The sequence below is a fragment of the Aquiflexum balticum DSM 16537 genome (assembly GCF_900176595.1).
Taxonomy (GTDB): Bacteria; Bacteroidota; Bacteroidia; order Cytophagales; family Cyclobacteriaceae; genus Aquiflexum; species Aquiflexum balticum.
The window spans coordinates 220,201-246,137 of the sequence record NZ_LT838813.1 but is presented as its reverse complement, the minus strand read 5'-3'; the positions used below and the strand labels follow the sequence as shown (position 1 = coordinate 246,137).

Annotated in this window: 22 protein-coding genes; 15 read left to right on the top strand and 7 right to left on the bottom strand. The window is 40.1% G+C overall.

Annotated elements, in window-relative coordinates; translation table 11 throughout:
- The first annotated feature begins 46 nt into the window (after positions 1-46).
- Positions 47-1,456, top strand: a complete 1,410-nt coding sequence (locus B9A52_RS01165; protein WP_084118568.1) for a Gfo/Idh/MocA family protein — start codon at positions 47-49, stop codon at positions 1,454-1,456.
- A gap of 159 nt (positions 1,457-1,615) precedes the next feature.
- Here the strand turns inward: B9A52_RS01165 and B9A52_RS01160 are convergent, their stop codons facing one another.
- Both B9A52_RS01160 and B9A52_RS01155 read right to left on the bottom strand, forming a co-directional pair.
- Positions 1,616-3,628, bottom strand: coding sequence for a M56 family metallopeptidase (locus B9A52_RS01160; protein ID WP_084118567.1), 2,013 nt, complete (start codon positions 3,626-3,628; stop codon positions 1,616-1,618).
- A complete protein-coding gene (locus B9A52_RS01155) occupies positions 3,628-4,002 on the bottom strand; it encodes a BlaI/MecI/CopY family transcriptional regulator (RefSeq protein WP_084118566.1) in 375 nt (124 codons plus the stop codon). Before B9A52_RS01155 ends, B9A52_RS01160 begins: the two co-directional genes overlap by 1 nt.
- 117 nt (positions 4,003-4,119) lie before the next feature.
- Between B9A52_RS01155 and B9A52_RS01150 the strand changes: the two genes are divergently transcribed.
- The 5 genes from B9A52_RS01150 to B9A52_RS01130 all read left to right on the top strand — a co-directional run bounded on the left by B9A52_RS01150 (position 4,120) and on the right by B9A52_RS01130 (position 8,491).
- Positions 4,120-4,905 (top strand): NRDE family protein, encoded by a 786-nt coding sequence (locus tag B9A52_RS01150; RefSeq protein WP_084118565.1) that lies wholly within the window; start codon positions 4,120-4,122, stop codon positions 4,903-4,905.
- Positions 4,906-4,931: 26 nt separating this feature from the next.
- Positions 4,932-5,903, top strand: a complete 972-nt coding sequence (locus tag B9A52_RS01145; protein WP_084118564.1) for a YpdA family putative bacillithiol disulfide reductase — start codon at positions 4,932-4,934, stop codon at positions 5,901-5,903.
- Positions 5,904-6,014: 111 nt separating this feature from the next.
- Positions 6,015-6,245, top strand: a complete 231-nt coding sequence (locus B9A52_RS01140; protein ID WP_084118563.1) for a type II toxin-antitoxin system HicB family antitoxin — start codon at positions 6,015-6,017, stop codon at positions 6,243-6,245.
- Complete coding sequence (locus B9A52_RS01135) at positions 6,245-6,457, top strand: type II toxin-antitoxin system HicA family toxin (RefSeq protein ID WP_084118562.1); 213 nt, start codon at positions 6,245-6,247, stop codon at positions 6,455-6,457. The genes B9A52_RS01140 and B9A52_RS01135 overlap by 1 nt, the downstream gene beginning before the upstream one ends.
- Positions 6,458-6,601: 144 nt before the next feature.
- The gene (locus B9A52_RS01130) at positions 6,602-8,491 is read left to right on the top strand and encodes an ABC-F family ATP-binding cassette domain-containing protein (protein ID WP_084118561.1); all 1,890 of its coding nucleotides are present in this window, start codon (positions 6,602-6,604) and stop codon (positions 8,489-8,491) included.
- Positions 8,492-8,603: 112 nt separating this feature from the next.
- Here the strand turns inward: B9A52_RS01130 and B9A52_RS01125 are convergent, their stop codons facing one another.
- The 4 genes from B9A52_RS01125 to B9A52_RS01110 all read right to left on the bottom strand — a co-directional run bounded on the left by B9A52_RS01125 (position 8,604) and on the right by B9A52_RS01110 (position 13,509).
- Positions 8,604-9,284, bottom strand: coding sequence for a hypothetical protein (locus tag B9A52_RS01125; protein ID WP_084118560.1), 681 nt, complete (start codon positions 9,282-9,284; stop codon positions 8,604-8,606).
- A gap of 81 nt (positions 9,285-9,365) precedes the next feature.
- Complete coding sequence (locus tag B9A52_RS01120) at positions 9,366-10,655, bottom strand: APC family permease (protein WP_084118559.1); 1,290 nt, start codon at positions 10,653-10,655, stop codon at positions 9,366-9,368.
- Between the two features lie 120 nt (positions 10,656-10,775).
- Positions 10,776-11,834, bottom strand: a complete 1,059-nt coding sequence (locus B9A52_RS01115; RefSeq protein WP_084123345.1) for an NAD(P)H-dependent glycerol-3-phosphate dehydrogenase — start codon at positions 11,832-11,834, stop codon at positions 10,776-10,778.
- Positions 11,812-13,509, bottom strand: coding sequence for a 1-acyl-sn-glycerol-3-phosphate acyltransferase (locus tag B9A52_RS01110; RefSeq protein WP_084118558.1), 1,698 nt, complete (start codon positions 13,507-13,509; stop codon positions 11,812-11,814). Before B9A52_RS01110 ends, B9A52_RS01115 begins: the two co-directional genes overlap by 23 nt.
- 222 nt (positions 13,510-13,731) lie before the next feature.
- Here B9A52_RS01110 and B9A52_RS01105 point away from each other — a divergent pair, with 222 nt between their 5' ends.
- Entirely contained in the window at positions 13,732-14,706 is a 975-nt protein-coding gene (locus tag B9A52_RS01105) for a polyprenyl synthetase family protein (protein ID WP_084118557.1), read from the top strand.
- A gap of 483 nt (positions 14,707-15,189) precedes the next feature.
- Here the strand turns inward: B9A52_RS01105 and B9A52_RS01100 are convergent, their stop codons facing one another.
- Positions 15,190-16,422 carry a TlpA family protein disulfide reductase gene (locus tag B9A52_RS01100; RefSeq protein ID WP_084118556.1) on the bottom strand — a complete coding sequence of 411 codons (1,233 nt, stop codon included), beginning with the start codon at positions 16,420-16,422 and terminating at the stop codon, positions 15,190-15,192.
- Positions 16,423-16,897: 475 nt separating this feature from the next.
- Here B9A52_RS01100 and mraZ point away from each other — a divergent pair, with 475 nt between their 5' ends.
- The 8 genes from mraZ to B9A52_RS01060 are packed head-to-tail and all read left to right on the top strand — an operon-like array spanning position 16,898 to position 25,933.
- Complete coding sequence (gene mraZ / locus B9A52_RS01095; protein ID WP_317045533.1) at positions 16,898-17,332, top strand: division/cell wall cluster transcriptional repressor MraZ; 435 nt, start codon at positions 16,898-16,900, stop codon at positions 17,330-17,332.
- Between the two features lie 2 nt (positions 17,333-17,334).
- The gene (rsmH, locus tag B9A52_RS01090; protein ID WP_084118554.1) at positions 17,335-18,240 is read left to right on the top strand and encodes a 16S rRNA (cytosine(1402)-N(4))-methyltransferase RsmH; all 906 of its coding nucleotides are present in this window, start codon (positions 17,335-17,337) and stop codon (positions 18,238-18,240) included.
- Between the two features lie 2 nt (positions 18,241-18,242).
- The gene (locus B9A52_RS01085; protein ID WP_084118553.1) at positions 18,243-18,623 is read left to right on the top strand and encodes an FtsL-like putative cell division protein; all 381 of its coding nucleotides are present in this window, start codon (positions 18,243-18,245) and stop codon (positions 18,621-18,623) included.
- A complete protein-coding gene (locus B9A52_RS01080; protein ID WP_084118552.1) occupies positions 18,620-20,734 on the top strand; it encodes a penicillin-binding protein in 2,115 nt (704 codons plus the stop codon). Before B9A52_RS01085 ends, B9A52_RS01080 begins: the two co-directional genes overlap by 4 nt.
- Positions 20,735-22,198 carry a UDP-N-acetylmuramoyl-L-alanyl-D-glutamate--2,6-diaminopimelate ligase gene (locus B9A52_RS01075; RefSeq protein ID WP_084118551.1) on the top strand — a complete coding sequence of 488 codons (1,464 nt, stop codon included), beginning with the start codon at positions 20,735-20,737 and terminating at the stop codon, positions 22,196-22,198. It begins immediately after the preceding gene.
- A 1-nt stretch (position 22,199) separates the two neighbouring features.
- A complete protein-coding gene (gene mraY / locus B9A52_RS01070; RefSeq protein ID WP_084118550.1) occupies positions 22,200-23,411 on the top strand; it encodes a phospho-N-acetylmuramoyl-pentapeptide-transferase in 1,212 nt (403 codons plus the stop codon).
- Positions 23,412-24,764 carry a UDP-N-acetylmuramoyl-L-alanine--D-glutamate ligase gene (gene murD / locus B9A52_RS01065; protein WP_084118549.1) on the top strand — a complete coding sequence of 451 codons (1,353 nt, stop codon included), beginning with the start codon at positions 23,412-23,414 and terminating at the stop codon, positions 24,762-24,764.
- Positions 24,764-25,933, top strand: a complete 1,170-nt coding sequence (locus B9A52_RS01060) for an FtsW/RodA/SpoVE family cell cycle protein (RefSeq protein WP_157370303.1) — start codon at positions 24,764-24,766, stop codon at positions 25,931-25,933. Before murD ends, B9A52_RS01060 begins: the two co-directional genes overlap by 1 nt.
- Positions 25,934-25,937: the final 4 nt, after the last annotated feature.

Sequence of the window (25,937 nt, the reverse complement as noted above, 5' to 3'; positions counted from 1 at the left end):
GAAGGCACAAAGAATATTTAAATAACCTCAAAACAATCCCCAAATCATGAACAAGAAAAAAACGCCATTTTCCAGAAGAGATTTTGTCAAAGCTTCACTACTTAGTGGTGCTGGTTTTATGATTGTACCCAGACATGTTTTGGGAGGGCCGGGATTTGTTGCTCCCAGCGATAAGGTAAATCTTGGCATCATCGGTGCAGGAGGAAAAGGGAAACAAAATGTCCAGGCATTTTTAAAATTAGAGGATGTGAATATCACAGCCATCGCTGACCCTGCCTATTACTGGAATCTGGCAGATTTTTATTATCGGTCGGAGGCAGGTAGAGGGCCTACGGCTGAATTGATTGAAGATTTTTATGAGGGGAAAGGTGAATCCAAAAGGCTTGCCCAATACGATGATTTTAGAAAAATGATGGAGGAATCCAAAGATTTGGATGCTATTGTTTGTTCTACCCCAGACCATACCCATGCTTACATCACTTTGATGGCTTTGAAAATGGGAAAGCATGTTTACTGTGAGAAACCATTGACCCACAATATTTGGGAAGCCCGCGAGGTGGCCAAAGTGACAAAGGAAACCGGTTTGATTACTCAAATGGGAAATTCAGGTCATGCAGCAGACGGTATCAGGGAAACCGTCGAATACCTGAGGGCCGGTGTGATAGGGGAAGTGAAAGAGTGCCATGCTTGGGTACCTGCGGGGAGGTGGCTTCCCGGATTGAAGGGCCTACCAAAGGGGGAAAGCACGATGCCGATTGGATTTGATTGGGAGCAATGGATTGGTCCAAGGGAAATGGTTCCCTTCCATCAGGATTATGTTCCTGTGACTTGGCGGGATTTCTGGGATTATGGCTGCGGGGCTTTGGGAGATTTTGGTTGCCATGATTTGGATGCGGTGACTTGGGCTTTTGATCTGGAAAGGCCGGATACTGTGCAGGTTTTTCCCGCGGGTTATTCAGATGCCAAAATCGCCCCTTATGGGGAAATAGGTTACTTCAATTTTTCTGCAAAAGGAAAACAAAAAGCGATGAAAATCAACTGGTATTCAGGAGGTTTGAAACCTGATCTTCATCCTGCTCTTCCCAAAGGATTTGTTTATCCTAGCCGGGCTTCCATGTTTGTCGGTACCAAAGGGGTGATTTTTAATGATGGTGGAAATAGGAAACCACAGGTTTTTCCGGAATCATTGAGAAACAATATCAAAACCCCCGAGCCATACCTTAAACGATCACCGGGCCATTTCAAAGAGTGGATTGATGCGATCAAAAACAATGATCAAGCTTCATCCAATTTCGAATATGGATCCAGGTTGACTGAGATTACTTTGTTGGGAGTATTGTCTCTACGTTTGGGTGGGAAATTGATCGAATGGGATTATGAAAATATGAAAGCCAAAGGAATATCTGAGGCTGATCAATATATCCAAGAACCTGTCAGGAATGGATGGGAAATGTAACTGAGGGAATTTGAAAATTGGAGGCTTTATTTTATAAGAAACTGTTTAAAATCATATAAAAAAACCTGTCAGGTTAATTTCAAATATCCGCTGATTTGACGGAAATCGGGATAAAAACCTGACAGGCTTGGGTTAGCACACATTATCAAAACCCTAAAATCAATCCATTTCTTTTTTGCTTTTCTCTTTTTGGGATTTTTCCAGTTGTTGCATCTTTTCCTGATTTTCCTTTTGCCATTCCTGCATTTTCATCTGGAACTCCTTCATTTTTTCCTGATTTTCTTGTTGCCAGATTTCCATCTTTTTTTGGAACTCTTCAATTTTGGGTTGGTTCTCTTCCTGCCAGGCTTTCATTTTTAATTCGAATTCCTTCATTTTGGGCTCATTGGCTTTTTGCCATTCCTGCATTTTGGCCTGATATTCTTCCATTTTTGGTTGGAGGTTATTTTGAAACTCCTGCTGCCATTCTTCCATTTTCAGTTTGAATTCCTGCATTTTGGGTTCATTGGCTTTTTCCCATTCTCTCATTTTATCCTGAAACTCCTTCATTTTAGGCTCCATTTTGCTGTGGAATTCTTTTTGAGCTTCGGCCCATTTTTCCATTTCTGCTTGGTGTTTCTCTTTCCATTTCCTGATTTCCTCTTTGGTCATTTTACTGGTATCGTTTCTGAAGAAATTTTGGTCAAAGGAGAAATTGAATAAATCCGCATCAAACATTGGTAGGTCAGCAGTTGGAACATTTTTAAAAAAATCCGAATCAGGTACCATTTGTTCAAACATTTTCTCATCAAATTCCAAGGTTGGAATGCTATCAAAATCCATTGGTGGAACAAGAGGTGAACCGATTTTTATCTGGGGCATATTGCTGAATTCCGCCCAACCGAAATCCATATCCCTTAACATCATTCCCAATTCTTTAAAAGGGTTTTCTTCCAGATTTTTTTGAATAGTTTCTAATTCAGGAATACTCTGAGATTCATGTAAAGTTTTATCCACAACAATATTTGGTTCTTTTTTGATGGTAACGGTATCCTGTTCCAATCTTTGGAATCCATTTTCCCAATTGCTATCAATGGTTTTGGATGTAAGGCTTGTAATCATCAAATCCTCCCAGGATTCGACAGTTTTCTTGTCACTGGCGCCGACCATTAAGGTTGCACCAATCAATAATGTAATCATCATGGTTATGCTGGTTAAAGTAGTTGGTTGTATTGGTGAGTTTTTGACTCCCATTATTCTTTTGATTCTATCCAATGTGGGGTTTTTTGTCTTTGCTGCGGCCAAAGCAATTTCAGGAGCTGGTTTATTGGAGTGGTTCAGGACATTTGCGAGGCCATGGGCAAGGTCTTTGGGCAAAATCCCCATCTTGATTGCCATATCATCGCAGGCGTTTTCTCTTAATTCCCTGGCTGTTTTATTGATCCACCAGAATACAGGATGAAAGAAGAATACAACTTCGAGGAATGACTGTAGTAAATTGACCAAATAATCATAGCGTTTGATGTGGGAAAGTTCATGGGCCAAAATTGCCTCAAGTTGTGCAGGAGACAATTGGAAAAACAAACTTGCAGGAATCAATATCACCGGCTTCCAGATTCCATAAGTTACTGGCATGTCCAAATGAATTGTTTTCAGAAGTTTTATCGGGTTATTCAAATTGAGCAAACCCAATTGTCTTTGAAAAATATTCATCCATTCGGGATCAACCTGTTCATGGTTTTTGATACTTATATTTCTTAAATCCGCCAAAGATGCCCCAAATCTTACCAAAAATAGCATTGCTCCCAAAATCCAAAATTGAACCATGTATGGTATCCAAGATTCAATGCTTTTGGTTAGCAATTGCCAAACTGAATAGTGGTTATTATTTGAAGAATTAACAGAGACTCCTTGGCTAAGGAAATGATCCATTTCAGTTGGGTTAAATGCAAATTCTTTGGCAGATGGTTGGTCCTGAATATGGTAAAAAAATGTTCCAATAGCCAAAGTGGTAACCAAAAACAAAATGCCAACGCTCAGGCGGTATTTAAATGCGGCTGATTTACTTTGGAATGCCTTTAGCAGCAACCACAAAATCAATCCCAAGCTTGCGATTTGCCATAAGGCATGGATGATCATCCATCCTAAAGCAAAAAGGTATTTTTCCGGAATTACTGTCTCTAAAATTTCCATTATTGTTCGTTTTCTAATTGGTCAAGAAATGCACGGATTTCATCTAACTCTTCTTTGGAAGGATTGCCCTGACCTAAAGCCTGCATGACCAGATTTTTCGCGGATCCCCCAAATGCTGTACTTACGAAATTGCTCAACAAACTTTTTTGAGTCACCTGTTCGTCCACTGCGGGGAAATAGATATGTGTTCTGTTTTGCTCATCTCTTTTGAGCAATCCTTTGGCATGCATGATCTGCATTTGCTTGAGGGTGGTAGTATAGCCCGTATCTTTTGTTTCGGCCAATTTCTCATGAATTTCCCTGACAGTAGCCTTTTTTATAGGCCATAAAATCGACAGGATTTCCAATTCTGATTCAGTAGGTTTAGTTTGCATATCGATTAATACGATTTATTTCGTACAAAGTTATACGATAAATATCGTATTCCAAATTTTTTTTACGATTCATTCAGTTTTTTACTTATTGATTTTATTTTCTCTTAATTTGCGGGCATGTGTTTATTAGCATTTAATTGGAACAAACATCCAGAATTTAAGATGATCCTTGTAGCCAACAGGGACGAATTTTTCGAAAGACCCACAGAATCCCTTCATTTGTGGGATGAAGGGTTTTATGCAGGCAAGGACCTTAGGGCAGGAGGCACTTGGCTGGGAATTCATCCCAATGGTAGGTTTGGGGCCCTTACCAATTACCGGGATATGCGGAATATGAAAAAAGATGCAAAATCCCGAGGAGACCTTGTTAAAAATTTTTTGGAGGAAGAAATGGGACCTGAGGAATACCTTTCAGAAATACAAAAAGAAAAAGACCTGTATGAAGGATTCAACCTTCTGGTAGGAAACCATGAGGAACTTTATTATTTCTCAAATAAAAAAGAGGGAATTCATAAATTGGATTATGGCCTATATGGATTGAGCAATGCCCTTTTGGATACACCATGGAATAAGCTGCTGATGGCCAAGGAGAAGCTAAAAAATAAAATTGAAAAAGGGGCTTTGGATAAAAAGGAATTAAGTGAGGCAGTTCTATCAAAAGCTATTGAGCCCGATGATCAGTTGGCGGATACAGGGGCAACCTTAGAACAGGAGCGTGCTGTTTCAGCCCAATTCATCAATTTCGGAAATTATTATGGCACCATCAATACCACAGTCCTGCTTTGGAAACATTCCGGGGAAGTGGAAATCAAAGAAAAAAGATATTTTCAGACTGAGGGCAGAACCGAGGAAAAAGAGATTCAGTTTCAAATGGAGGAGCTTAAGGAACATAAAGCAGGTTGAGGCTGTTTTGACTGAAAATATATATTATGAAAATTCTAGACGTATTTATAGTGGGTGGCGGCCCAATTGGTTTGGCATGTGGGATAGAATGTGAAAAATCCGGTCTGGATTATCTCATTGTAGAAAAAGGAGTCCTAACCAATTCACTATATAATTACCCGTTGAATATGACTTTTTTCTCTACCTCCGAAAAGCTGGAAATGGGAGGGATCCCATTTATGTCCATTGCCCATAAACCCACTAGAACAGAAGCGCTTGAATATTACCGAAGAGTTGCAAAGACCTGGAAATTAAAAGTCCGACTTTATGAAGAGGTAAAAACATTAGTAAAGAAGGACGGTATTTTTGAAATCAACACATCGAAAGGGACTTACCAAACAAGAAATATCATCATTTCCACTGGATTCTATGATCTCCCCAATCTGATGAATGTCCCTGGAGAAGACCTTCCAAAAGTTACTCATTACTATAAAGAACCCTGGCCCTATATCGGACAAAAAATCATTGTGGTGGGTGGGGCAAATTCGGCTGTAGATGTGGCATTGGAAACCTGGCGGAAAGGCGCTGAAGTTATCATGGTACTCAAAGATGAAGGAGTGGACCCAAAAGTCAAATACTGGGTTAAACCTGATATTGAAAACCGCATCAAGGAGGGATCCATTAAAGCTTTCACGAATTCCCTTGTGAAAGAAATCCGGGAAAATGAAGTGGTGATCAATACCCCTGAAGGAGAAGTCACAGTGGAAAATGATTTTGTCCTCGCCATGACCGGATATGTGCCGAATTTTGCCTTATTGAATCAATTGGGAGTGGAACTGAGTCTGGACGAAAAGCGTCAACCCTGTTACGACCAAACCAATCAGGAATCCAATATCCCCGGAGTTTACCTAGCTGGGGTAGTCTGTGGCGGATTGAATACCCGTGAATTTTTTATCGAAAACTCCATTGTGCATGCAGAGCAGATTGTGGGGCATATTGTGGGGAAGGGAAAGACTTAAGATTTGAGATTTAAGACATAAGATGGGTTTGGGGTTGAATTTTTGGGAGGGGTAGGAAGAGAGATTCGTTATATAGAATACATATTGAATTTCTTTTTTAAATTTACAATTATGAAAAAACCTTTGACTTATAGAGTGTTATTGATTGAAGAACCTGAGGGAGGTTTTACGGTTAATGTACCTGCCTTGCAAGGGTGTATAACCTATGGTGAAAATCTCAGCCATGCAATGGAAATGGCAAAAGAGGCAATAGAGGGATATGTAGAACTTCTTAAAGAGCAAGGTCAACCTATTCCTGATGACAGTAACACCTTTGAATATTCCATTACACTTGCTTCCTGATGGGTAATTTGCCTTCACTTAGCCCCAAAGAATTATGCAAGATTCTGGAAAAAAATGGTTTTGAGCTCAGGAGAATCAAGGGAAGTCACCATTTTTTTCAGCATCCAATTTCGGGAAAAATAACAGTAGTTCCAATGCATAATAAGGATTTGCCAAAGGGCACATTTTTAGCCATCTTAAAGCAAGCCGGAATTGATAAAAATGAACTTTAAGACTTTCTAGAAAATTCAAATTTTCTAAACAGAGACCGTCTAGTATTTCAAGTTTTACAATTTTTTAATTCTTCTTCCTTAACCCTCCAATTTTAAATTTTAAATTTTTCAATCTTTCAATTCCCCTTGCCTTATCTTTGCGGCATGAATTACCTATCAGTAGAAAATCTCAGCAAGTCTTTCGGCGAGCGCAAACTTTTTCAGAACATTTCTTTCGGAATAGATCAGGGTCAGAAGATAGCCCTTGTTGGTATCAATGGTGCCGGGAAGTCTACTTTGATGAAAATCATCATGGGTCTTGAAGTCCCCGATTCAGGTAACGTGGCCACCAACCAACAGGTGAAAGTAACCTATGTGCATCAGAATCCCGTCTTTTCCGGAAACCTTAGCGTTTTTCAGACCATTTTTGATGGCAGCACCAATGAGACACTTCAGGTGATTGAGCATTATCATAAAGCCATGTTAGATGCCGAACATGGCAAAGACAATGGTGATGAGATGCAGAAAATCTTTGAAAAAATGGATTCCCTACAGGCTTGGGATTTTGAATATCAGATCAATGAGGTCTTGGGCAAGTTGGGTCTGCATGATACAGAAATGTCAGTAGGGGACCTAAGTGGAGGCCAAAGGAAAAGAGTAGCTCTGGCCAAAGCCATTTTGGAAAAACCTGATTTACTGCTATTGGATGAACCAACGAATCACTTGGATTTGGAGACCATAGAATGGTTGGAGGATTACCTTTCCAAAGCCAATCTGGCGCTTTTCATGGTGACCCACGACAGGTATTTTCTGGAAAAAGTGACCAATCAGATTCTGGAGCTGGACAATGGCGGTATTCACAGGTATATGGGCAACTATGGTTATTTTTTGGAGAAAAAGGAGGAACGCAGGGAAAATGAGGCCACTGAATTGGAGAAGGCTAAAAGTCTGTATAAAAAAGAACTGGACTGGATCCGTCGTCAGCCTAAAGCCAGAAGTACCAAAGCCAAATACCGGGTGGATGCTTTTGAAGAAACCAAAGAAAAGGCTTTCAATAAAAGAGAGGAAAGAGAGATTGAACTGAAAGTCACTTCCCAAAGGTTGGGAAATAAGATTATTGAAATTGAAAAATTGAACAAATCCTTTGATGACAAAACGCTGATCAAGGATTTTAGCTACACTTTCAAAAAAGGGGATAAGATCGGAATTGTCGGACCCAATGGTGCCGGTAAGACAACTTTTTTGAATATGATCACAGGATTGTTGGCTCCCGACAGTGGAAAGGTATCTATGGGTCAGACCACAGCAATTGGCTACTACCGCCAGGAGGAAGATTCCTTTGATGAGGAAAAAAGACTGATAGATATTGTAAAGGACGTGGCCGAAGTGGTTACTGTTGCCGGAGGTGCTACCATTACAATTGCCCAGTTCCTCAACAAATTTGGTTTCCCACCCAAGCAGCAGCATACTCCTGTTGCCAAGCTAAGTGGCGGGGAGAGACGAAGGCTGCAATTGCTTATGATCCTGATCAAGAGCCCCAACTTCCTCATTCTTGATGAGCCTACCAATGATTTGGATATAGTAACCTTGAATACCTTGGAAGAATTCTTGGACAATTTTCCAGGCTGTTTGATCATTGTTTCGCATGATAGGTATTTTATGGACAGGTTGGTGGAGCATTTGTTTGTTTTCGAAGGGGAAGGAAAAATCAAGGATTTTCCAGGAAACTACTCAGAATTCAGAGAGTGGGAAAAAGAGCAGAAGGCAAACAAAAAAGAAGAAAAGCCCGCTAAAGAAGTCAAAACGGAAAAGCCTTCCTTCGATTCGGGGAAACCCAAAGCAACCTTCAAAGACAAAAAAGAATTTGAGGATATCAATGCTAAAATAGAATCCCTGAATGTTGAAAAAGAGAAGCTGTTTGCTCTGATTTCTGCCGGCACTGATGACCATAAGGCATTGATGGAATGGTCCGCATCATTGAAGAAAACAGAAAATGATATTGAGGAATTGGAATTGCGTTGGTTGGAATTGAGTGAATTGGAGGGGATAGGGTAGTTCAAGACTTAGTCTTGGACTTCCTCAATTTCAGTCTTCAGACTAAACCAATCATTTTTCTCTTCCTCTATCGTGAAACAACTTTTGTTGTAGGTGAAGGATTGAACCTATTTTAATCCTCCAAGTCCACTAATTCCCAGTTTTTGAACAAAGAAAAATTCAAGGAAACATAGAAAATGTTTGCGTCCAACCCTGCGTATGGCTGAAATGTCCCTCCGTTTCCATCTGAGGCAGTAAATCCCTGATTGAAAAACGAATTCAGGTAATACTTGGCTTTGATACTGGTACCTTTTGGCAAGGTGTAGCCAATAAACAAGGCGTGTTGAAGGGTGTTGACCCGATCACTGAACCATACACTGAACCTCTCAGTTCTCACCTCATCGACAAACGTCCGCTCCCGATAATTCATGGCAATCTCCAACTCGTAACCGGCAAAGAAAAACCTATCATCCAGGTGACCAAGTTTTACGCCAATAGGAATACCCAGATTGTAATTTCTTACTTTCTTTCTCACCGAGGCTGATTCGTCAAAAATAAAACCCACGTTGCGGATGTTTACTCCGGTAAACCATCCAAAGGACTCACTTTGGTCAAAATTGAGGAGAGTTTGCAGGTTTATTACTGGTGAAAACCTGAGCACATTATTGTTGTTTTGAAGAGTTCCAGTGGAGAAAATCCACTCTCCACCTGAGGTGAAATATGGCTTGACATCTTTTGTTACCGTCTTGGTTTGGGCAAAAGTGTAAGTAGAGGCTGTTGAAATGATTAAAAGAAAAGTAAAAAGTTTTTTCATGGTTTAATGTTTTTTTGGTTATTCTACAAATATGATAATTCTTTGATTGATTTGAGGATTTTCAATAGGTATAATTTCTTATTATTTTGATTTTTTTTTGAAAAAAGAATGGATTCCAAAAATAACCAATCCCAATGCTGTCCACCAAAATGTATCAATTATTTCTTCTTGGTTAGTACCTGAAAGTAACCAAACGGTAGCAATAATTCCAATAATAGCAAGTTGGTTCCCATATGGAATTCTGAAATAATTTCGAACGGGTTGCGACTTCCTTAATTTGATCAAGGAGGCACATACCAATGCATACAAAATCAGCCTTGATATAACTGAAACAGCCAGCGAACTCATAAATCCCCAAACTATCGCCACGAACGCAACCAATCCGGAAAAGAAGAGAATAGAAACCCAAGGAGTGGCAAATTTTGGGTGTATTTTGCTGAAAAGTTTTGGAAGTTGATCTTCTAAACTCAAAGCATAAGGAAGTCTTGATCCACTGAGAATCTGAACATTCAAAGTCCCCATTATACTGACCACAGCCCCTAAGGTGATAAACATTCCGCCCCACCAACCCATAAATCCTGTTGCTGCATCCGCCAAAGGTTTTTCTGATTCAGCAAGGTTTGGAAGCGTCCCGATAGATACTACCTGTATCAAAATATAGAATCCTGCAATAACTGCAGCAGCTGTAATCAGACCAAAAGGCAGATTTTTCTTAGGATCGACGATTTCTCCACTGTTGACCAAACCTGCTTCAAATCCACCAAAAGCAAAAATCAGCAACAGCGTAGAAGCAGAAAAATCCTGAATACTTGGCAAAGGACCGGGTTCAATCAAATCAAAATCTATATAAAACAAGCCTACTACTATAAATACAGCTAATGGAAATAGCTTGGAAACTGTCAGTATATTACTGACTTTAGCGCTGTTTTTTACCCCGATCCAATTGAAGTAGGTAATCAGGCCTGTAATGAAAAGAATCATTCCAACCCTTACTTCAGTTTGATTGAAAACATCAGAAAAAAAGGAAAGATAAAGTATCATTAAGTTGATTAGGGTGGCGTAACTGAACAGACGGGTAAGCATCAAGAGCCAACCAATCACAAACGCCGGGATTGGTCCAAAGGCAGCATTGACATAAAGATATGGACCACCTGTCTGTTCAAATCGGGAACTTACCTCTGCAAAAACAAGGATCAACACCATCATGACCATGGCACATGCTAAAAATGCCAGAATACTGTAAATCCCCGATAGGGCAAAAACTTTAGCGGGCAAAGCAAAAATTCCAGCGCCGATTACTGAATTGATGATCAGAAAGACCAAATCCCATTTTTGGATTCCGCGCTTGAGTGATGTGGGTGAATTAGCCAAATTTTATCTTAAATTTTACTCCTTAGTAATCCTAAATGGTATACCTGATTTTTTTCTTCCAGAATTTTCAAATCTCCAAGCATCCAATATCTCATTAACCAAATTGCTATCAAACAATAACTATAAAAAATCCACATCTACACTAAATGGATATTTCATCAGATACTGCAGGGCTTCCTCAATTTTCAGATCTTCAAACAGTACTTTATAAAGATTTTCGGTAATCGGTGCCCGAGTGCCTTTTCCTTCTACGAAGGTTTTCATTAATTTCACTGTATTGACACCTTCTGCCACTTCTTCCATCGTATTCATGATATTATCCAGAGTTTCTCCTTTTGCCAGCCTATAGCCCACCGTGTAGTTTCTGGACAAAGTGGAATTACAGGTGGTGACCAAATCCCCGATTCCTGCAAGTCCTATAAAGGATTTAAGGCTTCCTCCCAAAGCATTCCCGAGGTAAATCATTTCGACCATTCCTCTTGAAATGAGCAGCCCCTTGGCATTTTCACCCAAACCCAGACCGGCCAATGCACCGGCTGCGATCGCAATAATATTTTTTAAAACACCACTCAATTCGACCCCTACAATATCAGAATTGCCATATACCTGAAACTTATCCGTCCGAAGCAATCTTTGACCTTCCAGAATCACCTCATTGTATTTGCTTGCAACCACGGTAGCAGCAGGTTGACCCTGATAAAGTTCCTTTGCAAGATTGGGGCCAGCCAAACAACCTATCCTGACTACTACTGTCTCTTTCATGATTACCTCACTCATGGTAAGGATATTTTCACGGCTGATTTTTCCGGTATCTGAAAGTGTTTTTCCGGTTGGTAAGTTAAGGCAAAGTCCTTTTGTACCATGGATCAGGAGATGGTATGGATATAAAAAGGGAGAAAATTGGCGGATCACTTCTTGAAAAGCTGTGGAAGGTACCATAAAGAAAATGGTATTGCAGGCTCCAGCAATCATTTCAGGGTCTTGGGTAGCAATTATTTCAGGATTGATACTCACGCCATCCACCGTGTGGTTTTGGTTGATTTCATCCATCACTTCTGCTCTGCGGACAAATGCTATGACTTTGCTTTTTTCCGAAAGTATGTTGGCAATGGCAGTTCCAAAACTCCCCATGCCCACTACACCGACAGCCTTGTCTTTAGAAGAGTTTTTCGAGGTCATATCCATCCAATCTGTTGTGGTAATAATATAATAAGCTTAAATCTTGGGTCTCTATATTCCCGCCTTCATTTTTCACCAATGGCCGCTTAGCATGATACATTCCTACATTGGCTAATCCATGGGAGATGATGGAGTCTATATCTGTATTTAGGTGAGGAGCTGTCTGAACTTTCCCCTGTGATTCCAGTTCTCGGATTTTGGCAAGTACTTTTTGGCATTCGTTTTTGAACTCCTCATAAACTAAAAAAATATCTTCCTCGGGAAGTCTCAATAAATCAAAAATATCCATCTTTTTGTTTTCTCTTTTTATCATTTGAAAAGCCACAAAAGCGACCAAATGAGAGCTGAAGACCCTATTGATAAAATGAAATTCTTCTACAATTCTATTGCCTAGCCGGTAAGTATATTCCTCTTCTCGCTGCGTGTCGACACTTACTTTTCCATTCGAAATAAAATAATCCCTTGTATTGATTATTCTTCCGTTTCGATCCAGGCTGTTGCCTTCCTTGTCTACATAATTGCCCAATACATCCATAGCCCGTCCAATGGAAACAGATATGTCAGACCCTTTTGTAAAAAACTTTACCAGGAACTTTGAGATTTTATAGGAAGTCGAAAACTCATCAGATTCTTTGTAATACCTTTCCTGGCCTGTCATCGAAAGATGTTCCTGTATCAAGCTTGGGGCCTCTAGTACAAAGTGATAGTTAATAGTGACAGGAACTATAAAAATTTTCCCGCTGACATCGTTGATTTCTTTCTGATAATTGGCTCTTTGAGCCTCTACAGCAGTACTTAATAATCCCAGTTTCAGTTTCTTTTCGATCATTCCGCTTCTGGAACGGGTACCTCCGGGAAAGAAAAGGCTATGGACGCCAAATTGAATGGCTTCCGAAGAATAGGTTTTCAATGTTTCCAGATACAATAAATTTTTCTTTCTTCTATCTACTTTATAAGCACCCAATGCATTCATGAAATAGGCAAAGATTTCGATGTTGAAAAGATTGAGGCCCGCTCCATAAATAAAAGGAGGGAGGCCCAAAACAGATATGACCCAGCCTATCAGGATACTGTCAAGATTTGAAAAATGAGTTGGTACCATGACAATGGTGCCTTTGGAAGCCAATTCCCTGATTTGATCAGTCTCACCGACCACCTGAATCTTGTCCTGAAGCGTATATTGGTTGCTGAAAATGGATTTAAAACCCTTCACTCGCGCCGCATTCAATAATCTCGCAAACCCAAAAGTTACTATTCTTCTGGTGACTTTATAATGGGTATGAACGAAATTACTGGCTATTTCCTCAGCATAGCGCATGGTAATATCATCAAGAATTTCTAAATATTTTTTCTTTTTTTGAGTTTGGGTAATACTACTATCAGCGCTCAGATGAACGAGACTGGATTTCACTTTTTGCCAAAATTCCCGCTCATCATCAGGATCCACATCCCAAGGATTTTGCTTGATCCGCAGTTTTTCCCGGTACAAAGTTGTCTCAAGTTCTTCCCTTAGAAGACCTAAATCATTTCCAGTAATTGCAAGAATGGAGTTTTGGCTGGACTCAGCCACTTTCCTGACAAATTCTTTCCGGCTTTTGCTCAGTTTTACAACGGGCCATTCATCCTTCTTCGGAAGAATTGGGGCATATTTATGTTTGATGTAATTTTCTGACAAGGGGTATCTGGTTTTACATAAACGCCAAAGATAGTAAAAATCAAGATTTCGCTACAATTCTTGGTTTGAGCAGGTAGTTGGCCATTTAATGTCTGAATTTCAAAATTAAATATGATTTATGAAAACGTTTTATTCCAATGGGGGTTAGAATCATTAATATTTATATATCTATGGGTTTTGTCAAAGGGTTAATCCATCGTATTATTGCACCACAATTGTTTTATGAAGCCTGACCTCAAACAGATACAAGCGCCCATCACCAGGGAAATGGAGGAATTCGAGGAGAAATTCCGTGATTTTATGAAAAGTAAAGTCAAGCTTCTCGACCATATTACCAATTACATCGTGCGTAGAAAGGGCAAACAGATGCGCCCTATGTTTGTTTTTTTAACTGCAGGCGTAAGCGGCGGAATCACGGAAGCCTCATATAGGGGGGCGGCATTGATTGAATTGCTGCATACAGCGACTTTGGTCCATGATGATGTGGTGGACGATTCCAATTATAGAAGAGGATTCTTTTCGGTCAATGCTTTATGGAAAAACAAAATTGCAGTTTTGGTTGGGGATTACCTTCTTTCAAGGGGTTTGTTGTTAAGTGTGGACAACGGTGATTTTGATTTGCTTAAAATAGTGTCCAATGCAGTAAGGGAAATGTCGGAAGGTGAACTCCTGCAAATAGCCAAAGCCAGGAAACTGGATATCACCGAAGATGTATATTATACTATTATTAGACAGAAGACCGCAAGTTTGATAGCTTCATGTTGTGCTGTTGGTGCGGCTACCTCTGGAGCTAAAACTGAATTGATAGAAAAGATGCGGACTTTTGGTGAAAAAGTGGGGATGGCCTTTCAGATCAAAGATGACCTTTTTGATTATGGAGAGGATGAAATCGGCAAACCTGTAGGGATAGATATCAAGGAAAAAAAGATGACTTTACCCTTGATTTATGCACTTAATAATGCTTCCTGGCTGGATAAAAAGAAAATAATTTATCTTGTCCGAAATCGTAATGAAGACAAGAAATCCGTCAATGAAGTCATCGATTTTGTCAAAAAATCAGGGGGACTTGATTATGCCAATAAAGTCATGAACCAATATTTTGATGAGGCTCTTGAAATTCTGAACACTTTTCCCGAATCCGATTATAAAACTTCTTTGGAAGGATTGCTGAGGTATACTATTGAGAGAAAGAAGTGAAGTCAGTTGGTGGAAAGTTGGAAGTTGGAAGAAAAGATGTGAAAGGTTGTCCGATGACGGATGACCGATGTTGATTTGGTGTAACCTGATGGTTTGTCATTAGTATCACGGTTCTGGATGCTATGAAACTGACCGACAACCTTTCATCGAAATGTTAACCTGCTTAAGAACTTCGGGAAATTTCCTGTTTTAAGTCAGAAGGTTAAAAGAAGGTGAGAGACTTCTAAATTTGATTTTAAGGAGTTAGCCGGCATGATGCGAACATGGAGCGGGATTTGCCATTATTTTTTTGATGCCTTTTTTTCTGCAATACTATTTTAATTCATCTATGTCGATAAATACATCATTGACATTAAACCCATTATCCAACTCTATCTTTCACAAAATCTTTTTTCCTAAAACAAACCCACATCGGTCATCGGTCATCTGACATCGGACTTTTTGCCCTACGATAACCTACCTTATACATTTATCCAACCTACCTCACTCATTTACCAATTCCCGCACCAACTCCTCATGTTCTTCCACCCAATGCGTGTAGTATTCACCGGTTCCGGGACCGTTGAATCCAGTGTGTATATTTCTGACTTGGCCTTTTTTGTCAATGTAAATCAAGGTTGGAAAAGCGATTACTTTGTTGAGGGCAGGGAGGGCTTCTGAGGCTTTTTCCTTATTGCTGACACCGGCAATGAGAAATGTATATTCAGCACCTAATTTGTTCATAGACTTTTTCACGCGGGTACTTGCATACTCAAATTCTGGCTTGCTTTCAAAGGCCAATCCTATGATTTCAACGCCTTTGTCTCTGTTATTTTTGTACCATGGTGCCAGGAATTTTGTTTCATCCATGCAATTTGGACACCATGTTCCGAAAAGCTGTACCAATACAACTTTTCCTTTAAATTTCTCATCATCAATTGAAATCATGTTTCCATCTACATCCGGGAAAGTAAAAGTGAGTTTGTCATATCCTGCTTTCAAATAATTCAGGGAATAGGAATCCGATAATTCGAAAGCTTCGTTTCGGACTGATTGAAAGGATTCCTTTACCCTTGGGCCACTCCTGAAGTTACCCAGAATTGATCCGTCTTTCTGAACCTCACCTTTGAATAAAAAAAGATGACTACCATCAAAAGCGCTTAACTGGAAAGTGTTTCCATTGACATTTCCTTCAAGAAAACGATAATCACCCAATTCTGTCAAAAAAGTTCCAGTCAATTTATTCCCTTGTTGGGATAAAAGTGCCACAGCATCGTACTTTTCACCATTTTCCTTCTCAAATACCGTTTTCCATTTACCCGAAAAATCAGTTTCCGGTTCTCTAAAAACCTCAAACCTAGATCGTCCTGTGGATCTGAAAGCCTGAAATGGAATCCGGTAATCCGAAGCTGCATTTTTGACAAAAATCCCTTCTAATTCATCAAAGTCCTTGAATTTTGCTTTGATTTCTGAGTCAAATATCCCCATGCTCACTTTTAAGGAATCTCCCAACAGCTCAACTTCGTCATATATCAAAATTTCATCTCCATTGTAAACTTCCATCAACCATTTTTCGCCGGTTTTGGCAAAACCTATTCCAAATGGAAGGTAGTCCTCCCCAATATCAAGTTGGGCTTCCCACTTTCCGGAAAGGTTGGTAAGTTTTTCGGTTTTTCCTGTACAGGATATTATGAAGGAAATTGTAAGTGGTAAAAAAAGGTTTTTAAAATAATTCATGGGTTGTGGTTTATGGGAATTCAAATTTGTTTTTAAAAAAGAATAAAACCTACAGGTTTTGTGCACTAAATGATTTTTTCATTTGAAAGGTTCAGATTTGGTTTCTACAAATTCAATTTGTCTTCTGCTTCCTTCAAAATCCGAATGAATAAGTATCATTTCAAAGATTTCCTGGAAAAATCCCCCACTTTTCCCCAAACTTTCTAAGAAAGGGTAAAAATGCGCTACTTAGTTATTGAATTTTGCTAAAAAACTCTTTTCTAGGCGATTTTAGAGGTTTTTTTATACCTATTTCTTTCTCTCAACAAGTTGACCTTCAAAGAAATTAGCTTGATTTTTTTGATAAAAGATTGTGATAATTCAAACTTTTGGATAGATTTAACAAAAAGTGGAGAAAAGTGGGAGAAAGTGGTGGATTGTGTTATTGCTTTTCTTACTTTTGTGTTTGACGTAAACTCAAGATAAGCCCATGGGAATGTTCAACAGCCGGTATGAATGCAAAGTCGACTCCAAAGGACGTCTGGCATTGCCTGCCAAAATCAAGGCGGCAATACCTGATTCGAATGGAGATCAGCTCATTTTGCGGTTTGGAGACGATGGATGTCTTGCGTTGTATACCCAGGTAGAGTTTAAAAAACTTTTACACCAGATCAATTCACTTTCGGACCGGGACCCTATTCAAAGGCGGATCAAGAGAGGTTTTTTTGAAAGTATGACTGATGTGGAATTAGACAATGCAGGCCGTTTTTTGATCCCGAAACCATTTCTTCAGCGGGCAGGCATAGATAAGGATGCCATTATCCTGGGTGTAGGTTCTTTCATAGAAATCTGGAGTCCTGAAAAATTTAAAGCCAATTCTATAGATGATCAGGATGAGTTGTCAAGTTTGATGGATCAATACCTATCCTAATCATGACAGCGCAACAATATCATATTCCGGTGATGCTTGGACCTTGCATTGAAGGACTGGCCATTGATCCAAATGGGATTTATGTGGACTTGACTTTTGGTGGCGGAGGGCATTCCCTTGAAATCCTCAAACACCTGGACAAAGGTCATCTGTATGGATTTGATCAGGACAGTGACGCAGAAGCCAATGTGCCGTCCGATGAAAGATTTACTTTCATACAGGCCAATTTCAGGGATTTTAAAAAATACCTCAGGTTGTATGGAGTGCAGAAGGTTGATGGGATATTGGCTGATTTGGGAATTTCATCCCACCAGATTGATGAACCCAAAAGAGGATTTTCTACCCGGTTTGACGGGAATTTGGATATGAGGATGAGTTCGGATATGGATATCAGTGCTAAGGAGGTATTGAATACTTATGAGGAAGGAAGGCTTCACAAGATTTTTGGTATTTATGGTGAAATCAAAAATGCCAAGACTCTGGCCCAAGCCATAGCTTCCGAAAGAACGATGAAGCCCTTTTCCACAACAGAAGAATTCAAAGAATTGCTCAAAAAATTTGCACCAAGAGGTAAGGAGTTCAAATACTTTGCGCAGGTTTTTCAGGCTTTGAGGATTGAGGTCAATGATGAGATGGGGGCTTTGGAAGATATGCTCAAACAGACTTTAGAGGTCTTGAAGCCTGAGGGTAGATTGGTCATTATGAGCTACCATTCCTTGGAAGACAGGTTGGTCAAGAATTTTATTTCGAAAGGAAAGTTTCAAGGAGAAGTCGAAAAAGATTTCTACGGTAATCTGATCAGACCTCTAGAGCCTGTAACCAGAAAAGCCAGAGTGGCTGATGCAGAAGAGATACAAAGAAATAATCGCGCAAGAAGCGCAAAACTCAGGATTGCTAAAAAACTTTAACCATGAGCCAGAACACTTTTAAGAAAAAGATCAAGCAAGGATCCTCGCAAAAAGGGAATGGCAGGAACTTATTTACTCTTATTGAAGAGAAACTCAATGTAACCGGGATTATGGGAGAAGGTGTGCCCGTGCATTTTGCACCTCCTTTTTTATTTGCAGCACTTTTGGCTCTTATATATATATGGAGTAACCACCGGGCAGAGAATATGATAAGAAAGATTGAAGTTGCTCAGCAGCAGGTAGAAGATATCAGGGCGGATGTCACTACCCTAGAGGCAGAGTTTATGTTGAGCAGCAAACAATCTGAGGTGGCAAGGAAAATAGCCCCTTTGGGAATAGTCGAAATCGATGAACCACCAATGAAAATCAAATTGAAAAAGTGAATATAAAACGTTCCATAGTACTGCGTGTAAGAATAGCCTTCATTTTGGTGGCTTTGTTTGCCGGGGCAATCTTTTATAGGATTGTCCATTTGCAGTTTGTGGAAGGAGATAAGTGGCAGGCCAAATCAGAAACAATGAACTTTCAGTTTCGCCAGGTAAGTGCAACAAGAGGGAATATTTATGCAGCTGATGGTAGCCTTTTGGCTACGAGTCTTCCATTTTATAGGGTTGTTCTTGACCCTTTAGTAGCCAAAAAGGATGTATTTAATGCAGGGATTGATTCATTGTCCTATTTGCTTTCTTCTTATTATAAAGATAAATCAGCAGATTCCTACAAGCGTCTGATCAAAGATGCACGCTCAAGCGGGAAGAGATATCTTATTTTAAATCGGAGTCAGATTGGCTATCAGGATATGCAAATAATGTCCCGATGGCCTATTTTCAGAAAAGGCAGAATGGCCGGAGGAGTGATTTTTGAAAAAGTGGAAAAACGATATCGCCCCTTCAATAATCTAGCCAGTCGTACTGTAGGTTTTGTCAATGAGGACAAATACGGTGTTGGGATTGAGTATAGTTTTAATGAGTATTTGGAAGGGAAAAATGGGAAAGCCCTTTTCCAAAGGATTGCCGGAGGTTCATGGAAACCTGTTTTTGATGCGGAAGATGTAAAGCCCGATGATGGATTTGACATTTTGACCACTTTGGATGTGAACATTCAGGATGTCGCCGAATCAGCCTTACTCAAGCAATTGATAGCCAAAGATGCGGCATTTGGTTCGGTCATCGTCATGGAAGTCGAAACAGGCCATATCAAAGCCCTTGCCAACCTGCAAAAAAACAACGGTGGTTACGGGTACGGTGAGAATTACAATTTTGCCATTGGAGATCAGGGATTGACTGAACCGGGATCCACTTTTAAATTACTTTCCATCATGGCTTTATTGGAGGAGGGAAAGATCAATCTGAGGGATACGGTAGATACAGGGAATGGAACCTACAGGTTTTATGACCGAAATATGAATGATGCTAAAGCCGGAGGTTACGGAAAAATAACTATCCAGGAAGCATTCGAAAAATCATCCAATGTGGGTATTTCAAAACTGGTTGAACAACATTTTGGACATAACCCGACTAAATTCATTTCCTATATCGAAAAGGCCGGATTGGATAAACCCATGGACTTTCAATTGAGAGGTGAAGGAGTTCCATATTTCAAAACTCCGGGAGAAAAAAACTGGTACGGCACCACCTTGCCCTGGATGTCTATTGGATATGAAGTCAAATTGACGCCGCTACACACTTTAACCCTTTACAACGCAGTCGCCAACAATGGTAAAATGGTCAAGCCAATGATTGTTCAAGCCGTTGCCAGAGGAAACCAAATTGAAAAAAGATATCATACTGAGATATTAAAGAAGAACATAGCTTCTTCGAAGACAATCAAGCAACTGCAGGAATTATTGGAAGGCGTAGTTCAAAATGGCACTGCAAAAAATGTATATAACAAAGAATATAAAATAGCCGGTAAGACAGGAACTGCCCAAAAACTGATCGAGGGGAGATATTCTCAAAGATATTATACGTCGTTTGCAGGCTATTTTCCTGCAGACAATCCCAAATATTCCGCTATTGTGGTAATTGACAACCCCAAGGGTTTTGCCGCTTATGGAGGTGATATTTCAGCACCGGTATTCAAGGAGATCGCAGATAAGATTTATTCCCAGGATTTGGGTCTCAATACTAAAATCAACGAAAAGAATTTTTTGGCCTCAAATCCAAGTGATGGATTTCCTTATATCCAAGCAGGAAAGGTCGATGAATTACAGATGATCTGTAACCGTTTTGGAATTTCAAATCACCTGAATGGAGAGACTTCCGATAATTGGGTTAAGTCTTCCACAATGAACAAAGCAATAATATGGAAAGCCAATAAGACAGATTCTCCTTTGGTTCCGGATGTAAGCGGTATGTCACTCAGAGATGCCTTGTATGTATTGGAGAATAAAGGATTAAGGGTAGTCTATCAAGGAAAAGGAAGAGTGAAAGGGCAATCCATTACTCCAGGTACTCCGATAAGCAATAGTCATATAATCAATTTAGTGTTAGGATAAATGAAAGTCCTTAAAGACATATTGTACAAAGTTTCTTTGACCTCTACCATAGGAGATATGGGAGTGGAAGTCAGCGAAATCAATTTCGATAGCCGTTTAGTGAAATCCGGTTCTGTCTTTGTAGCAATTAGAGGTACACAGTCAGATGGTCACGATTATATTGACATTGCCCTCGAAAAAGGAGCGTCTGCCATTGTCTGTGAAAGGATGCCTGATCAGATTAAAGAAAATATCACTTATGTCCAAGTGGTGGATTCATCCCAATCTTTGGGGATCATGGCGGCAAATTACTATGAAAATCCATCTGAGAAGTTGAAGTTGGTGGCGGTGACTGGTACCAATGGTAAAACCACCACCGTTACCCTTCTTTATCAGCTATTTATAGAATTGGGATATCAAGTGGGCTTATTGTCCACTGTAGAAAACAAAATCCATGAAAAGGTCATTCCTGCGACCCACACCACTCCTGATTCATTGAAAATACAGGAATTGTTGCACCAAATGGTATTAGAAGGCTGTACACATTGTTTTATGGAAGCCAGTTCCCATGCCATCGTACAGAGAAGGACCGCCGGACTCCACTTTGCAGGTGCTTTGTTTACCAATATCAGTCATGACCATCTGGATTATCATGGTTCATTCGATGAATATATCAAAGCCAAAAAATTATTGTTTGACGGACTGAGCAAAGAAGCTTTTGCACTGGTCAATGCAGATGATAAAAGAGGAACTGTGATGCTACAGAATTGTAAAGCAACCCATCAGACTTTTGGATTAAAATTTCCGGCAGATTTCAAAGGGAAGATTCTTTCCAATACCATTGAAGGCCTGGAACTTGAGATTAATAACAAACAGATTTGGTTCCGAATGATCGGTCAGTTTAATGCCTACAACCTCTTAGGCGTATTTGCTACAGCAATTCTTTTGGGTGAAGAAGAGGAAGAAGTCTTGATGCAATTGTCCAAAGTACCTGGTGCGCAAGGAAGATTTGATAAAATATCTCTTTTTGGAATTACAGCGATAGTGGATTATGCCCACACTCCTGATGCTCTTGAAAATGTACTCAAAACCATTCAGGGAGTCAGAACGGGTGGAGAACAGGTAATTACACTTGTAGGATGTGGAGGCAACAGGGACAGAACCAAAAGACCGGTAATGGCCAAAATTGCTACTCAGCATTCCGATAAAGTAATTCTTACCTCGGACAATCCTCGGAATGAAGATCCCATGGCCATATTGAGAGAAATGGAAGCGGGTGTAAATCCTGTGGATTTCAAAAAAACACTGATCATTGAGGATAGAAGAGAGGCCATAAAAACAGCTGCCATAATGGCAAAAAAGGGTGATATCATTCTTATTGCCGGCAAAGGTCATGAAACCTATCAGGAAATCAAGGGAGTCAAATATCCATTTGATGACCGCGAAGTAGTCAAAGAAATACTCAATCTGTTGAATAAAAACTGAAATGTTATATCCTATTTTTGATTATTTGGACCGAGTGTTGGACGTTCCCGGAACGGGGGTTTTTCGCTATATCTCTTTCAGGGCAGGTATGGCTGCGCTTTTTTCATTGATCATAACCATCACTTTTGGGAAAAAAATCATCAATTGGATCAGGGCCAAGCAGATCGGTGAAACAGTACGGGATCTTGGGCTTGAAGGGCAGACTGCCAAAAAGGGAACTCCCACCATGGGTGGAATGATGATGATTGCAGGGATAATCATTCCAACGCTTCTTTTTGCCAATGTCAACAATGTCTACATCATCCTTTTGCTTATAACGACCATTTGGCTTGGTGCTATTGGTTTTATAGATGACTATATCAAAGTCTTCCAAAAGAACAAAGACGGGCTTGCCGGAAGGTTTAAAATTGTAGGGCAAATCATCATCGGAGTCATTGTAGGGGCAACGCTATATTTCCATGAAGATGTGGTGGTGAGAGAATTTACCAACCCGGTGTCAATAGAAGAGGGCGTTGTGGAAACCCCCTCTTACAGGGATGTAAAAGTAGCCAAGACTACCATTCCACTGATGAAGAACAATGAGTTGAATTATGAGAAATTTCTTGGGTTTTTGGGAGAAAGCATTACTCCGGTTCTTTATATCCTTTTAGTGATTTTCATTATCTCAGCAATATCAAATGGTGCCAATATCACCGATGGCATTGATGGCCTGGCGGCCGGTACTTCAGCTATTATTGGCCTCACCATTGCCATTTTTGCTTATATATCCGGTAATGCCATTTTCTCCCAATACCTCGATGTCATGTTTATCCCCAATTCAGGGGAGTTGGTAATTTTCTGTGCGGCATTTGTAGGTGCCTGTGTGGGATTTTTATGGTACAATTCATTTCCAGCTCAGGTCTTTATGGGCGATACAGGAAGTCTGATGTTGGGTGGGGTAATTGCCGTTCTTTCATTGACTTTAAGAAAAGAATTATTGCTGCCTCTATTATGCGGGATTTTCCTTGTCGAGAATCTTTCGGTCATTATGCAGGTAAGCTATTTCAAATATACGCGAAAGAAGTATGGAGAGGGGCGGAGGATTTTTCTCATGTCTCCTTTGCATCATCATTACCAGAAGAAAAATATCCATGAAGCCAAAATTGTGACAAGATTTTGGATTGTAGGGATCCTTTTGGCCATCATCACTTTGGCAACTTTGAAACTGAGATAAATGAAACACATGATAGCCATATTGGGAGCGGGAGAAAGCGGAGTTGGGGCAGCATTGCTGGCCTATCAGAAAGGCTATGCGGTTTGGGTTTCAGATTTGGGTTCAATCAGTGAAGCTCGGAAAAAGGTATTAACAGATACAGGAATTGAATTTGAGGAAGGCAAACATTCTGAAAAACTGATTCTTGCAGCTGATGAAATCATAAAAAGCCCTGGGATTCCTGAAACTGCACCAATAGTCCGGAAGGCAAGGGCAAAGGGCATACCTGTTATTGATGAATTGGAATTTGCTTTCAGATTTTCCAAAGGTAAGGTAATTGCCATAACTGGTACCAACGGAAAAACCACCACTACGCTTTTGACTTTTCATTTACTAAAAAAAGCAGGATTGGATGTCGGGTTGGCCGGAAACGTGGGTGAAAGTTGGGCTGGACAGCTGGTCAAAAAAGACCATGCTTGGTGGGTATTGGAAGTGAGCAGTTTTCAGATAGATGGATTTATTGAATTCAAACCAAGAATTGCGGTTCTGACCAATATTACGCCCGATCATCTGGATAGATATGACTACCAATTGGACAATTACATCTCATCCAAAGTATCTCTTTTCAAGAATATGAATGAAAGAGATGCTGCCATTTTCTATGGTGATGACCTGAATATCCAAGTCGGTTTGGGGAATATCAATCTGCAGGCTACGACATATCAGGTTTCCCTTGAAAAGGCTTTTGAAAGAGGTGGATTTTTCAACGGTAAAGAAATTCAGCTTTTGGCTTTGGGCAAGAAAGTGAGAATCAATCCTGATGACATCATCCTGAGAGGGACCCATAATTTATTGAATGCCATGAATGCATCATTGGCAGCGATACTTGCCGGTGTTGATGAAGAGGCTATTCACTCTGGACTGAAGGATTTCAAGAATGCTGCGCATAGAATGGAACATGTGGCCACGGTTTTGGGAATCTCTTTTGTCAATGACAGTAAAGGAACCAATGTGGATGCCACTTCTTATGCATTGGGCAGTTACTCTGAGCCTTTGATATGGATAGCAGGCGGAGTTGATAAAGGGAATGATTACAGTAGTCTTTATCCAATTATCAAGGGTAAAGTAAAAATGCTCATCTGTTTGGGAGAGAACAATGAGAAATTGAAAAAAGCCTTTTGGGGGATAATTCCAAACATAAAGGAAACCAAAAGTATCGGACAGGCAGTAGCCTGGGGACTGGAATATGGAGAGGAGGGAGATGTTATTTTGCTCTCCCCGGCATGTGCCAGTTTTGACCTTTTCAAAAATTATGAAGACAGAGGAAATCAGTTCAAATCAGCTGTTCAGGAACTTAAAAGCTCTGTGATATGATGCAGGATGTAAAATTATGGTTTGACAGAAATCTGAAAGGAGACCCTATTATTTGGGGTATTGTGATTATCCTTTCAGTGATCAGTATAGTTGTGGTATATTCTGCTACCGGCTCCTTGGCATTCAAATATACAGGAGGCAATACTGAGAAATATCTAATTGACCATTCAATAATGGTCTTGACAGGTTTGTTGGTCATGTGGGTGGCTCATAAAATCCCATACCGGACTTTTGGACTTATCGGTAAGTTTTTGTTGGTGATATCTATACCCCTACTGTTTTTTACTTATGTTTTTGGGTCTACTGTGAATGAAGCAAATAGATGGCTTACGATTCCGGTTATCAATAAGGCCTTCCAACCTTCCGATATTGCCAAATTGGCTCTGATTGCAACCCTAGCGAGTTTGTTGGCAAGAAACCAAAAAAATATTTCAGATTTTAGAAATGCCTTTTTGCCTATGATGGTAGTGATTGGGTTGGTCTGCGGGCTAATTGGCTTGGCCAATATGTCCACTGCAGTTCTTTTGTTGACGACCTGTCTTCTGCTTTTATTGATTGGAAGAGTACCTGTCAAATATATCATGATGGTGGTCTTGGTTGGAAGTTTATTTCTGACTACATCAATTTTGATAGGACAGAGAGGAAGTACATTCTTTTCCAGGATTGAAAATTTTGTATCCGGTGATGAACTTCCTTTTCAGGCGGAACAGTCATTTATCGCTATTTCCACAGGAGGAATAACAGGCAAAGGACCTGGGAAATCCGAACAAAGAAACACCTTGCCCCATCCATATTCCGATTTTATTTATGCCATTATCATTGAAGAGTACGGATTGGTAGGCGGAGCAACGGTATTGTTTCTGTATATGGCCCTGCTATTCCGTGGTATGCGGATAGTTGCGTCATCAACCAAACCATTCGGCGGATTGCTATCGGCAGGATTGAGTTTTGCCTTGGTATTGCAGGCAATGGTCAATATGGCAGTAGCGGTAGGTTTAGGACCTATCACAGGATTGCCTTTGCCGCTGCTCAGTATGGGTGGGACATCATTGGTATTTACAGGATTATCGTTGGGTATTATTCTCAGTGTCAGCAGAGGAGATCATCAGGATTTGATGGAAAATGCTACCGAAGGAAACAGAATAAGAAAAGGATTTCAGACTGCATAAAGAA